This is a genomic window from Sphingobacterium sp. B29, assembly GCF_001952815.1.
Classification (GTDB): Bacteria; Bacteroidota; Bacteroidia; order Sphingobacteriales; family Sphingobacteriaceae; genus Sphingobacterium; species Sphingobacterium siyangense.
In genome coordinates, this window is sequence record NZ_CP019158.1 from 1,487,747 (window position 1) to 1,501,242 (window position 13,496).

General features: G+C 38.8%; 13 protein-coding genes. 6 read left to right on the plus strand and 7 right to left on the minus strand.

From position 1 onward, the window contains the following. Nucleotides 1-63: 63 nt before the first annotated feature. Nucleotides 64-597, minus strand: coding sequence for an RNA methyltransferase (locus tag BV902_RS06240; protein WP_070564659.1), 534 nt, complete (start codon nt 595-597; stop codon nt 64-66). Nucleotides 598-710: 113 nt separating this feature from the next. On the opposite strand from BV902_RS06240, the gene rpsT reads away from it, so the two are divergent. Further along, complete coding sequence (gene rpsT / locus BV902_RS06245; RefSeq protein ID WP_046671646.1) at nt 711-965, plus strand: 30S ribosomal protein S20; 255 nt, start codon at nt 711-713, stop codon at nt 963-965. Nucleotides 966-1,113: 148 nt separating this feature from the next. Here the strand turns inward: rpsT and BV902_RS06250 are convergent, their stop codons facing one another. Next, complete coding sequence (locus tag BV902_RS06250) at nt 1,114-1,965, minus strand: 3-keto-disaccharide hydrolase (RefSeq protein ID WP_075991192.1); 852 nt, start codon at nt 1,963-1,965, stop codon at nt 1,114-1,116. 39 nt (nt 1,966-2,004) lie between these two features. Beyond that, entirely contained in the window at nt 2,005-2,838 is an 834-nt protein-coding gene (locus BV902_RS06255) for an AraC family transcriptional regulator (RefSeq protein WP_075991193.1), read from the minus strand. A gap of 433 nt (nt 2,839-3,271) precedes the next feature. Here BV902_RS06255 and BV902_RS06260 point away from each other — a divergent pair, with 433 nt between their 5' ends. Continuing rightward, nucleotides 3,272-4,768, plus strand: coding sequence for a succinate CoA transferase (locus BV902_RS06260; protein WP_070564668.1), 1,497 nt, complete (start codon nt 3,272-3,274; stop codon nt 4,766-4,768). 98 nt (nt 4,769-4,866) lie between these two features. Here BV902_RS06260 and BV902_RS06265 read toward each other — a convergent pair whose 3' ends face one another. Together BV902_RS06265 and BV902_RS06270 are read right to left on the minus strand one after the other, a co-directional pair. Continuing rightward, nucleotides 4,867-5,199 (minus strand): hypothetical protein, encoded by a 333-nt coding sequence (locus BV902_RS06265; RefSeq protein WP_075991194.1) that lies wholly within the window; start codon nt 5,197-5,199, stop codon nt 4,867-4,869. A gap of 16 nt (nt 5,200-5,215) precedes the next feature. Then, on the minus strand, nt 5,216-5,713 hold the full coding sequence (locus BV902_RS06270) for a DinB family protein (RefSeq protein ID WP_075991195.1): 498 nt from the start codon (nt 5,711-5,713) through the stop codon (nt 5,216-5,218). Nucleotides 5,714-6,028: 315 nt separating this feature from the next. Here BV902_RS06270 and BV902_RS06275 point away from each other — a divergent pair, with 315 nt between their 5' ends. From BV902_RS06275 to BV902_RS06290, 4 genes are all read left to right on the plus strand, one after another. Then, nucleotides 6,029-7,075, plus strand: coding sequence for an alpha-L-fucosidase (locus tag BV902_RS06275; RefSeq protein WP_083663493.1), 1,047 nt, complete (start codon nt 6,029-6,031; stop codon nt 7,073-7,075). An 82-nt stretch (nt 7,076-7,157) separates the two neighbouring features. Beyond that, entirely contained in the window at nt 7,158-7,565 is a 408-nt protein-coding gene (locus tag BV902_RS06280; protein ID WP_083663494.1) for an EthD family reductase, read from the plus strand. Nucleotides 7,566-7,749: 184 nt separating this feature from the next. After that, the gene (locus tag BV902_RS06285; RefSeq protein WP_075991197.1) at nt 7,750-10,140 is read left to right on the plus strand and encodes a PDZ domain-containing protein; all 2,391 of its coding nucleotides are present in this window, start codon (nt 7,750-7,752) and stop codon (nt 10,138-10,140) included. Between the two features lie 362 nt (nt 10,141-10,502). Further along, entirely contained in the window at nt 10,503-10,934 is a 432-nt protein-coding gene (locus BV902_RS06290) for a hypothetical protein (protein WP_075991198.1), read from the plus strand. 89 nt (nt 10,935-11,023) lie between these two features. On the opposite strand, the gene BV902_RS06295 is transcribed toward BV902_RS06290, so the two are convergent. Further along, nucleotides 11,024-12,316, minus strand: a complete 1,293-nt coding sequence (locus BV902_RS06295; protein ID WP_075991199.1) for a hypothetical protein — start codon at nt 12,314-12,316, stop codon at nt 11,024-11,026. 268 nt (nt 12,317-12,584) lie between these two features. After that, nucleotides 12,585-13,478 (minus strand): discoidin domain-containing protein, encoded by an 894-nt coding sequence (locus BV902_RS06300; protein ID WP_075991200.1) that lies wholly within the window; start codon nt 13,476-13,478, stop codon nt 12,585-12,587. Between the last annotated feature and the right edge of the window lie 18 nt (nt 13,479-13,496).

The following is a 13,496-nucleotide window of genomic DNA, read 5'->3' on the forward strand; positions in this document are numbered from 1 at the left end:
TACTATTTTGCTTTCTAAAATGGAAGCAATGTGAATAGGAATGTGACCTTTATTGATAAATTTTTAATTGAAATTGCGTTTTTGGATAAAATCCCAAAGAATAATGCCAATTGCGACAGATACATTTAAGGAATGTTTGGTTCCGTATTGGGGGATTTCGATGCAGGTATCAATTTTTTCCATGACATCTTCATCTACTCCATTGACCTCATTTCCAAAAATCAATGCATACTTTTTGTCATTTTCTGGTTCAAACTGATGTAACATAACACTATCATCTGCTTGCTCGATGGCAATAATGACATAACCTTCTGACCGAAGCTGATCAACAACAGCTGTGGTATCTTTGTGGTATTCCCAAGCAACTGATTGAGTAGCCCCGAGGGCGGTCTTTTCGATTTCGCGATGGGGAGGTGTGCCCGTAATGCCACACAAGTATATTTTTTCAATAGCAAATCCGTCTGCAGTACGGAAGGCCGAGCCTACATTATGCATGCTCCGTACATTGTCCATAACGATTGTGATAGGAGTTTTTTCTTGTTTTTTAAACGATTCAACATCTGTACGTTGAAGTTCATCCATCGATAATTTTTGCATGTCGCAAATATACTAAACCTAAAAAATAAAATAGATTTTGAATATTGAAAATAAGGTGTTATTTTTGCAGTCCGAATTACAAGAAAAAATTGAATAAAAATTAGCTAAAAAAAATGGCAAATCATAAATCAGCGATCAAAAGAATTAGAGCAAACGCTACTAAACGTTTAAGAAACCGTTACCAAGCAAAAACTACACGTAACGCAATCAAAAAATTACGTCACACTACTTCTGCAGAAGAAGCAAAAACATTGTTACCACGCGTAATTTCTATGCTTGATCGTTTGGCAAAGAAAAATGTGATCCACAAGAAAAAAGCTTCTAACAACAAATCTAAGTTAACAAAATTTGTTAACGGTTTAGCGTAAGCTTTTCGTATAGATATAGAGGGGTACAGCTCGCTGTATCCCTTTTCTTTATGTTATATACTTTGGATTTCTCTTTCCAAGCGAATGGTAAATAAAAAAGCATCGATATTCGATGCTTTTTTATTTTAAAACTGACTTGGAGTGTTTTTTATTGTTGCAAATTTGGAAGTAGCTCCGCGATGACCTTTTTCAATTTGTTGGGATCTTTCATGTAAGGTTCTAAATCGTAAAGTTCCACTTTTTTAAAGTCAATGGGATGACTCTCACTCTGCAGTGAAATAGTCCCCTTACTTAAAAGCTGACCATCCTTTTTCACTTTAGGATCGAAACCACTTACATTACCGCCTCCAATTTGCGGTTTATTATACTGTAATACGACCTTGTTTTCAAGGATATGTTGCACAAGTGAGTCTCCCAATACCAAGAAATCAGCAGTTACCCATTGATCTCCAGCATAGGTTTTTGATGTTGAGCTGATGCAATGTGGTGTAAATAGCTTATTGTCGATCACAACGTTTGTGCCTGGTGTACAAAGGTTACTTGTGGTCCGTTCGTCCTTGCCATTTCCACCCAGCAGTTGCCCTTCGATCGATATTGGAAAGTCTTGATCCACACCCATGGTATTAGGATCCTGTCCATGTAGCATGGCTCCGCTATTACGCCAGGCCCAACCTTCTCCACCATTTACCTGTTCACCAACAAATCTGTAAGTGACGCGCAATAAATAAGCTGAGAATTCTTTATTGTAGAATAGATGGCCATACTGAAAATTAAAATTATCATAACCATCATATCTTACTTTGAGTAAACCGTCTTCTACACGAAATGTATTTTTATAATTATCCCCAACTTTGTGGTTTCTGATTTTTGGGGTCCAGTTCTTCAAATCTTTCCCATTAAATAACTGAATGGGTTTGGGTTTTTTATCTTGAGATTTGGCAAATAAAGAAGTGCTGAGCAATAAAATTCCAGCACTATAAATGATATGTTTGAATTTCATCCTGAATTAGGTTTATTGACCTAAATTAGGTAAACATTTTTAAATAAGCAATTCTTTTTGTTTGACATATTCGCTTGGACGGATACCGACGACCTTATTGAATGTGTTACTAAAGGTGGGGAGACTATTGTATCCAACTTTGAGTGCAACTTCATTTACACTTAGTTTTTCGTCTAAAAGGAGCTTAAGAGCAGTCAGCATTCTGAGAATCGTGTAGTACTGGATAAAAGACATATTTAATTCTTTTTGAAATAGTCTGGCTAATGTACGTTCACTAATGTTAAATAATCCGGCAAGTTTTTTAAAGCTGACATTTTCCTCTATATTCTCTTCGAGGTAAGTAACGATATCCTTTAATTTCTGATGATTAGGATAGGGCAAGGCCAATGGAAGCTCATGCAGCGATAATTCCGGCAAGATAAGTTTAAATGCAGTAGCAATACTATATTTAGGTTCTTCGACCGGAAAGATATTGCCATTCCAGCGGTTGGTAAACATAATCAGCTCTATCAAAAGATCATTTACTGGATAGATTCCCATTTTGCTATAGAAGGGTGCGTCATTATTGGTTTTGGGAAAGTACAAATTACGCATAACGACCTCCGGTGTACTTGGATGAATACTATGTTTTATGCCAGCGGGAATCCACAAATAATGTCGGGCAGGTAGAAAATATGATTTTTCCTCTGTCTTAACAAATACGACACCGCCTTCTGTATATAAAAATTGGTCCTTATCGTGGCAATGTTCGGAAATATGATTCTCTGCAATAATAGCGTGGTGACAGTAAATGCTATCTTCAAATGAGTCTACTTCCGTCATATAATAACGGTTGACATATTTAGCATCTGTCGTTATATCTTGTGTATTCATTTTAACCTATAATACTATGTCACAAAGGTAAGACTTTTTTACTAGACCCCACCTTTACTTCTTGAAAGTGAGTGTATGCTTACGTTAAAATGGCAATTAATCGACGAGAGAGTTAGTCTTTACTTACTTTAGTTTTGCCTTTGTTATTGTAAGTTATTTGTTATCAGTGTGATATATATTATCGATCAGTGTGATATAAAATATTTTTTTATTATGATTTGTTGTATATTTTTGATTTATAGCGAGTTGTGTCTTTTTAGTCTCGTTTGGATAATTTTGTGTCGAATGGTAATAAATATGCAGTTTAAAAAAATGCTAAAATTGTTTGGTTAAGAGGTGGGAAAATATAACAAAGAACTTTACAAATAAGGGAAATATATAGGTTTCAATTTCTTAAGTTTACAATAATGGAATAAAATCAAACTATAACAATATGGCTTACGAAAGAATAAAAGTTCAAAGCTTACATGATAAAGTGATTACAGCGGAAGAAGCTGCTAAGCTATTTCAAAACGGAATGGTCGTTGGATCGAGTGGTTTTACTAAGGCTGGAGACAGTAAGGTTGTGTTACCAGCCTTGGCTGAACGTGCAAAAGTGGATCCATTGAAAATAACCCTGATTACTGGGGCTTCGTTGGGACATGGAACAGACGGTAAATTGGCGGAAGCGGGGGCACTATCCAAGCGGATGCCTTTTCAGGTAGATCGTATTTTACGTAATAAAATTAATGCCGGGGATGTGCTGTTTATTGATCAGCATCTAAGCGAAACAGCCGAATTGCTGCACAATAAGAATTTGCCTCAGGTGGATATTGCTGTTTTGGAAGTAGCAGCAATAGAATCAGACGGAAGTATTGTTCCAACGACTTCTGTGGGAAATTCGGCTACTTTTGCTGCATTGGCTAAGCAGGTTATTTTGGAGGTCAATACTGCGATACCGATGACGATTAAAGGGATACATGATATTTACCAAGCAGAAGATTACCCTCGCCGTAATGTTATTCCGATTGTAGCACCTGAAAATAAAATTGGGCGTAAAACTATTCCTTTGGACGCAAGCAAGGTGGTGGGAATTGTGTTTACGAATGAGCTTGATAGCCCAGCCGATATTGCTGAACCGGATACCAAAACTACAGCGATAGCGAAGCATATTTTACAGTTTTTCGAAAATGAAGTAGAGCTAGGTCATTTGTCAGAAAGCTTGATGCCCCTCCAAGCGGGTATTGGAAAAGTAGCTAACGCTGTTCTAACTGGATTTATACATAGTAAGTTCCGTAATCTAACGATGTTTTCTGAAGTGTTGCAAGATAGTACCTTTGACCTTATCGATGCTGGAAAACTGGATTTTGCTTCTGCTTCTTCAATTACTGTTTCGGAAGAGTGTTATTCAAGAGTGTTCGATCATTTGGATCGATACCGCGATAAAATTGTATTGCGCCCACAGAACATTTCCAATACACCTGGACTGATCAAACGTTTGGGAATTATAGCAATTAATACAGCCATAGAGTTTGATATTTATGGAAACGTAAATTCTACCCATACTTCGGGAACAAATATCATGAATGGTATCGGTGGATCGGGTGACTTTGCACGTAATGCTTATTTGAGCATCTTTGTTACACAGGCAGCCTCTAAAGGGGATGCAATTTCTCATATTGTTCCTATGGTTTCTCACGTAGATCATACCGAACATGATGTCGATATTTTGGTAACAGATTATGGTTTGGCAGATTTGCGTGGTTTAGCGCCTCGTGAGCGAGCGAAAGTAATTATTGAGAACTGCGTACATCCCGATTATAGGGAGCAGCTATCAGACTATTATAACCGCGCTTGTGAAAGGGGAGGGCATACACCACATTTGTTAGAAGAGGCTTTTAGCTGGCATATTAATCTTCGTGAAAAAGGAACAATGAAAAAAGATCACTAACCGAGGGCGCGCGGTTACATATAGATTAAATGTATAAAGAAAGGCGAGGTTTAATGGTAGACTTCGCCTTTCTTGATGTATAACTATCACAAAGAAAATCACGTATTCATTTTATTGGCACGTTCGCCGATGATATCACAGACGTACCATTGATTGCCCATGGTTATATAGGTGCAGGCTTTATGGATGGATTCATAACTTCCCATTTCTGTTGTGGCAATGAGACGATCTGTCAAGTGTAACTGCTCGGCCTCAGGAACGAATAGCATAATTTCCCTGGCCGCAAACTCCAGAAGTGGAAATCGAACTTTCTTTTTCAGTAAACACTCTTGTGAGCTTAATATACGGCATTCAATACCGGATTGCTGTCCTTGCTGTTTCGCAGCTGCGACAATTTCTCGGATCTGTACTTTACTGGTAATTTGGTCCATAGCGCTGCTCGAATCCCTATTCTTGATCTTTATAAATATTCCAATAATTAAAGTCTGTCATTGGGGCATCCGTAATTCCAATAGCTCGACCCATTGTAACGATTTGTCCCCTATGATATGTTCCGTGGAGGATCAGCTGTTGTATGTATTCATACTTCGTGAAATCGCATTGAAACCATGGTGATTCCACTTTGATATTTTTTTCAAGATCTAACTCCGATAGCTTGTTTATATAATCCACAAGTTGGACTGAACTTCTTCTTAGCGCTTCAAATATTTCTTCTTTTGTGGTTCGCTTTTTTTCAAAATCGAAATCATTGCTTTCTGAAATGTGGCTCCACCAATATTCCTGTGTCTGCAAGATGTGGTTTAAGGTTTTCAAAATGGTCGGGAAGCTTGAAGGTACCTCCTGGTTAAGTTGGTCGTCCGATTTATCAGCCAGCCAATTGATGTATTTATTGACAACCCAGTCGTTATACTCGGCACTTTTTGTGATTAAGGTCTTTAAACTCATAATTTCAATCTATAGTATGGTTTTTAATGAAATATTTACTAAATATAAATCCTTTTTGGAAAGAATTTATATTAAATTTCATAGCAGATAGACTGTTTGATAAGCTGCTTTGGAAGTTTTCATTTTTGTAAAATTGAGGCAGGTATAGCCCTGTACGCTAAGCGTAACTTCTTTGCAATAAATAAAAAGTGTTGTTCATATTTTTTATATTTATTTTGCAATAGCAGAATGGTTTAGCATTTGTCGAATGCGCAAGATACCAATAGAAGATTTGACAGCCGCTTGAGCTTGTTGGATTAACCAATTATAATAAATATGATAAAAGCAACGCATTGTATTCTTTCTCTACTAGCCATGTTGTTTATGAACATGGGGAACGCCCAAGTTAATAATTTACAGGAATCCAAAAAGGATTTTGATGAACGGATGCATTGGTTTAGGGAAGCAAAATATGGAATGTTTATTCATTTTGGGCTTTATAGTCAACTTGGAGGGATATATAAAGGGAATTCAACCAAAGGATATGCCGAGTGGATACAATCGGAAATGAATATTCCGAAGGCAGCCTATTCGGAGCTGATTAACACATGGAACCCCAAGGACTTTAATGCAGATCGTATTGTTCAATTGGCTAAAGATGCCGGAATGAAGTATATTGTCCTGACGACCAAACACCATGAGGGGTTTTGTCTGTGGGATTCCCCCTACACAGATTATGATATAGCTTCGACGCCAATGAAAGGAAGAGATCTCGTGCGGGAGTTGTCCACAGCTTGTAAGAAAGCTGGGATCAGATTTGGTACCTACTACAGTATTATCGATTGGCATCACGATTCGCAATATGTCGATCCTAATGGTAAAGGCGATTGGGGCCAGATCCTCATCAAGCCAGAACAGAAAGCTGCTTATATTCAATACATGAAAAATCAATTGAAAGAATTGGTTGTAAAGTATGATACCGACATCCTTTGGTTTGATGGGGATTGGGTGAACTGGTGGGATATGGCCGCAGGAGAAGATCTTTATCAATATCTACGCAAATTGAAGCCCTCTCTTATCATTAATAACCGCGTAGCAAAGCGTGATCAATTTAAGCGAGATTTTGGAACGCCTGAACAAGAACATCCTGGAGCGTTACTGGATTACGATTGGGAAGCCTGCTATACCCTTAACAATTCTTGGGGATATAAAAAATCAGATAATAATTGGAAATCTCCCACAGAAGTAAATACTAAGCTACGAGAGATAAATGAAAAAGGTGGAAATTTGCTGCTCAATATTGGACCTGATGCTAACGGAAACGTGCCGGTTGCTAGTAAAGAAATTTTGTTGAAAGCAGCCGCAGAGCGCAAAAAGAACTAATCTAAGCAATATTCGCTGTTTATTTACTCATGGCAAATGTTTTGGAAAAAAGAGTGTTATTTAATCTTACTTATCAACAAATATGAAAACAAAGATCATTTTAGTTATGGTTTTGGTAACCATGCTGTTGGGGTTCCAGTGCAATGTAAAAGCAGATCCACCTTTTCATAAAAAAGGGATGATCAAGGTATCGATCTTTTATCGTAATGGCCCTGGAAAGACATTTGATTGGAATTATTATCTCCCTAAACATATTGCGCTTGTCAAAAAAGTTTACGGTAAAGCACTGAAAGGCGTAACCATTGATAAAGGACTTTCGGGACGTAGCTCAGCAGAAGGTCCGATCTATTTGGCCATTTGCCATTTGTATTTTGATTCTGTTGCGGCCTATCAGGATCCTTTAAAAGAAAATGGGAAAAAGTTTGCCGAAGATTTTCCAAAGTACACGAATATTACGCCAGAGGTACAGATCAGTGAAGTGATTCAATAGACCATTCGCTAATTAGGCGAAATACCATTGTTTTGTGAAATATAAACCTGATCGAATGAAACACGAACTGAAAAAGTCGTTTGTGCATAGCAAACGACTTTATTTTTATGGACTTATAGACCTAACTATATAGCAGGTTTATAGTCGATGTAATCTAGCTAAAACTATATGAACGATTAAAATTATGAAGATATCTTGTATGCTATTTCCTAAATTATTATTTATTGGCCTTACCGGTGTCACTTCGCTTAGTGTGCATGGGCAACAGGCTGGCTCGGTCAAACGTATTTATATCAGTACAAAAGGAAGTGATAGAAACCAAGGAACTATGGCCAGTCCCTATGCCACAGCTGAAGCCGCATTGCGATCGGTAGAAAAACAGAAGCAAGGGAAAAATACACCAGGCATCGAAATCATCTTTATGGCAGGCACCTACCAGCTGGATAAACCGATTGAATTGTCTGCTGGGATATCGGGTACAAGAAGGCAACCCTTGCGGATTAAAGCTGAGGATGGAGCACAAGTTACGCTGAGTGGTGCCAAATCGCTTAACCTCAAATGGAAACAGGGCGATCATGGTATTTGGGAGGCTAAAGTCCCAAGAGGAGTAAACTTCCAAAGTCTATACGCTAATGATAAGCATCTTGTCCGGGCACGTTATCCAAACTACGATCCCACAGTCTTGCCATTTCAAGGCTATGCTGCAGATGCATTAAGTCCCGAACGTGTCGCAACCTGGAAAAACCCTAAGGGGGGAATTGTACATGCTTTGCATGCTGGTCGCTGGGGAGGATTCCATTATAAGATTACCGGAAAAGATGGCTTATCAACAGTTACACTTGAAGGTGGACAGCAAAATAATCGTCCCAGCAAAATGCACGAGACCTATCGCTTTGTAGAAAATATCTTTGAAGAACTCGATACCTTTCAGGAGTGGTATTTGGATGAGGAGAAGGCACTCTTATATTATATGCCTGCTAAAGGAGTTGATCCCAACCAGCTGAAGTTTGTAGCACCACAATTGGAAAATTTAATCTATCTTTCAGGTTCATCTTCCAGACCAGTGCATGATATTGAGGTTAGTGGCCTTCGCTTCATGTATACTGCTCCTACCTTTATGAAAACAAGCGAACCTCTCTTACGTAGTGATTGGACGATCTATCGACAGGGAGCCGTAAAGATTGAAGGTGCGGAAAACTGTATCTTCCGCGCGAATGATTTTATCGCTTTGGGCGGCAATGCAATATTTATTAATAATTATAACCGCGGCGTCAAAATCGAAGGAAACCGGATTGAACAGATCGGCGCCGGAGCAATCAATTTTGTAGGAGATCCAGCAGCAGTACGCTCACCGGAATTTCGATATGAAAAATTTGTTCCGTTTGACCAAATGGATACCATCAAAGGGCCAAAAACCGATAATTATCCTATGGACTGTGAGGCGAGTGACAATCTGATTCATAACATTGGATTGATCGAAAAACAAGTAGCAGGTGTACAGGTCTCTATGGCTGAATCTTTACGAATTTTGCATAATACCATTTACAATGTGCCGCGAGCAGGTATTAATGTAGGTGATGGTACCTGGGGCGGTCATGAGATAGCTTACAATGATGTTTTTAATACAGTCCTGGAAACCAGCGATCATGGAGCCTTCAACTCATGGGGGCGCGACCGATTTTGGCATCCTAATCGAAAGGAGATGGATGAACTGACGGGGAAACATCCCAATTTAATATTGCTGGATGCAGTCAAAACAACTAAAATCCATGATAATAGATTTCGCTGTGATCACGGTTGGGATATTGATTTGGACGACGGATCTTCCAACTATGAAATTTACAACAATCTTTGTTTAAGTGGGGGACTAAAACTAAGGGAAGGATTTTATCGCAAAGTGTATAACAATGTGATGATCAACAATGGTTTTCATCCACATGTCTGGTTTCAAAATAGTCACGATGTATTCCGTAATAATATTGTGATGGAGTCCCATCAGGATATACAGGTCAAGTATTGGGGGGAAGAGGTAGACCATAATATCTACGGAAGGAAGGATGACCTAGACAAAGATCGGGCGAAAGGCATAGAAAAACATGGTCGTGTTATTCAATTGAACTTTACGAATCCTGCACATGGCGATTTCCGATTGAAGAACTGGAAAGATCAGGATTTTAAAAATTTTGACATGCTGCATTTCGGGGTTATGAGTAAAAGACTTAAAACTCATGCCGCTAGTCCTGAAATACCTCAATTGATCCAATCCGAAGCAAAGGAACAGGGGAGCAGATTGGCCTGGAAGTCGGGCTTATTTAAATCAGTGGAAACTTTGGGAGAGCAGTCGGCTGCGGGCCTACCCTCGATAAACGGCGTGCTGCTACTTCAGTTGGATGAAAAAGGCAATCTTTATAAAAGCGGTTTGCGTGTCGGTGATGTTGTGCTGAATTACCAGGGCGAGAAAATAAATCACTTAATAGACTTGCAACAAGCGATAAAAAAGCATGTACACGCAGACCAGCCGAAGGTGTTAATTTTTAGAAACCAACAGCAGCAGGAATTAGCGCTGCAGCTGTAGCAAATAGTTTTTATTTCCATTAGACTATTGAGCATCTTGGTCGTCATTATAACAGTGTGTAATCATTTAATGGAGGAGACACATGATATTAAATTCTTATTCGTATTAATTGATGTATAAGGCTGTACAGCACCCATGTGCTGGCAGCCTTATTGATTTAACTGTGCAATGGATTTAACCACAGCTGATCGCCGAACGATGAGCGAGGAAGTGAAGGTACAACACCGGTTATGACAATGAGGGGAGTCTTTGTGGGTATGGGATGGTTGAAACAAGTTTCTTAAACTGGTTTAAGTTTGGACTGTTTTTGTTCTCTTAAATTTGATTTATATCGTTTATACCATATTTATATAATTTATACCATGTATAATCAACTTTTTGTACGTATAGCTGTATCGACAGCATTTTTGTCTGCTGTTGCAGATCGTTGGGGGCTGTGGGGGGCACCGGGGGCATCACATGTTTCCTGGGGAAATTGGGCCAATTTTGTAGCCTACTCAAATACCCTTAATTTTTTTGTGCCTGAATCTTTCGGTAATATACTTGCTATAGGTGCAACATTATTAGAGGTTGTCTTAGCAATCCTATTGCTGATCGGCTATAAACTGCGTTTTACTGCATTCGTAGCCGGGATGCTACTGATCAGCTTTGCGATAGTGATGACCCTCTCATTAGGAATTAAATCGACGTTCGATTATTCGGTCTGGGTGGGAGCAGCGGCCTGTTTTCTTCTGCGTACTGCCGATAATTTTCCCATTAGCATAGACCGCTATATTGAACTTCGAAAAAAGTAAATGGATAGATGATCTTCTCATTTTAGGAATAGATCTCAAAAAAAATAAAAAATGCCGTTAAACGAGTCTGTTTAACGGCATTTTTAGGATTACATTTCCTTTAAGTTTACCTCTTTTTTTTCGCCGTCTTTGTCGATGGTAACGTGTTTCTCAACATTGGCTTTGTCGACATAAGATGATCTTGCCGTACCGTAATTTGTCGTGGAACCTGTATAACCCCAATAGTTATAATAATTGGTGTAGCCTGATACATAGGAATAGTTGTAAGAATTGGTGAAATCGAAGCTCGCCATAATCACGTATGCGCCTGGCATGAGATCTGCAAATTCGAAATGCCCCTCATCATCATACACTTTTGCTTTTTTAACCGCATAGCCAAAATCAGGATCTAATGGAACTTCCTGGACCTTTTTCTGTTTTCGGATCTTTTTATTGACTTCAAGCCATTCTTCGTAATAGGCCGAGTTGGCGAATAGCGTAATTTCTGTTCCTTTTGGAGCATATTGCTTTTTTGCAGTATTCACGAGCCCGCCAAGTTTTTTTCCGGAGCTAGATCGTGCGTAAGCCGTCCCGATAATAACACTGTTCCCTTGAGAAATCTGTTGGGCAGCCTGTTCTTTGTTGAATCTATTTTTAATAGGTTGATAGTCCAGTTCTTCGTTTACGGTAATTTCCCACTTTCCGTTTCCCATGGACATTTCCCTTTGCCATAATCGGCGATCTTTTTTATCGATGACATAATTGTAGATGGCTCCGGTACTTTCTTCTAAAAGTGTAACCAGCCAACTGTCGTGCTTACCTGTTTTTGGGGAACCATAACTGTAGCTTTTTACTTCCTTGATGGTATAGTCTTCGACAAAAATGTCGGAATCACTATTGTAATAAAATTGCGGGATGCGCGCTTTATACCCTAGATCTAAAGGTAGAGTTGAAATCAGATGGTCTGTCCAGTTAAAATCTACAAAAGGTCTAGTTGGCTGTAAGTTGATCTTTTTTTCCTTTTTAGTTTTCTTCGAATAATAATTACCTGTAATTGTTTCTGCAAAGTTGAGGTTTACTTTTGTTTCCTTGCCATCACTCGCGTAGCTGATGGACCGAAGTGTTTTTGCGTCGGCAATCGTTGTGCGGATCGAAGTCCAGGCATTGTCTTTCGGAACATAGGTATTGGTTAAGGTCAGCTGATTGTTGGCCGCTACGATATCGTAGGTCAATGATCCTTGTTTGTCCCAGGTGTTATCTTTAACATAATATACCGTATACAGTGATTTTTCTGGTTTGATATAGTTGGTATTGATATCGCTGCTACCAGGGGTGACGGTCTTTTGACATAATCCTACGGCCGGAAGTAAGCCTACTCCCAAAACAAAGGCATATAATTTCATATATGTGAACTATAGTTAATGAAAAACAAGTTGTTTTCTTGTTCGATTTATTTATCTAAGGTAATAAAAAAGTTTTTTATTTTTTGCTGGGGATAGCCTCGTCGAATAGGCTTATGCTATAGCGGAAATTTGACCTCGTATCCCTTTTGGAGCTTGTTCGAATATTGATGATATGCCGATGAAAAAATAAAACGGAGGTATTTCTACCTCCGTCGTCATGCTCTTTTGAGCACCAGTGATGATTAGAAAATAATCTTTGTGATAACAATCAATAGTTATCTTCAGCTTCTTTTTCTTTGTCAATGATAGAAGAGCGCATCCGGTAGACATTCATTTCACCTAGATGGGTGTAACTTTTTCCACCGTTTTTAAGGATCATTAGCCGGAAAAATTTGGACTTATAGTTTTTATCAAAAGCCAAACTTTGCTCTTCAGCAACATTTGATGTGGGAAGATTATCTTTTGATGTAAAAACTCTGGTCCACTGCTTGCCGTCTGAACTTATTTCTATTCCCCATTGTTTCGGACGCCCGGCTTCATCGCTATTGTTTTGTCTGAAGAAGTATTTTATGGCGCCAATCTCTTCTTCCTGAGGGAAATTGAGTTGGATCCAGTGCGGAAGCGGGGCTGTATTTGCAGACCATGCTGTATGCCAATATGTATTTTTATCACCGTCAAATAAATTCTTTTTTGGGCCCTCGCTGCTTTCCTGTGTATAGGTTTCTACCATATTATCGGTCACCTGTATTTTAGTTAACTCGTTCGGGAAATAGGTCACTTCCGAAGGCCTGACGATTGGCCTAACACTATTGCTGCTTATGATATCTCCGCCAATGCTTGTTTTCTTGTCTTGATTGAACAATTGGACGTTGAAGACATATTCATATTTATTGATCAGCCCATCTATACGCATCGTGTCGGCAAAAGAACTTATATTGATTTTATAGATTTTATCGGGATCTTTTGATCCCGCTTTTTTATATGTAATCTGTCCATAAAGATAATTGTTGTCTGAAGGAAGTTTCCATTTCAGGAGAGTCCCGCCAATACGTGGTTCTGCTTCAACCGAAACCAGTTGTGGTGGTTTGGTCATTTTTATTTCTTCTTTTTTACACGCTATTGCTAAAAAGAGTAGAGCGAATATTCCGATATTGTATTTCATCTTGTGCAATTCATTAAA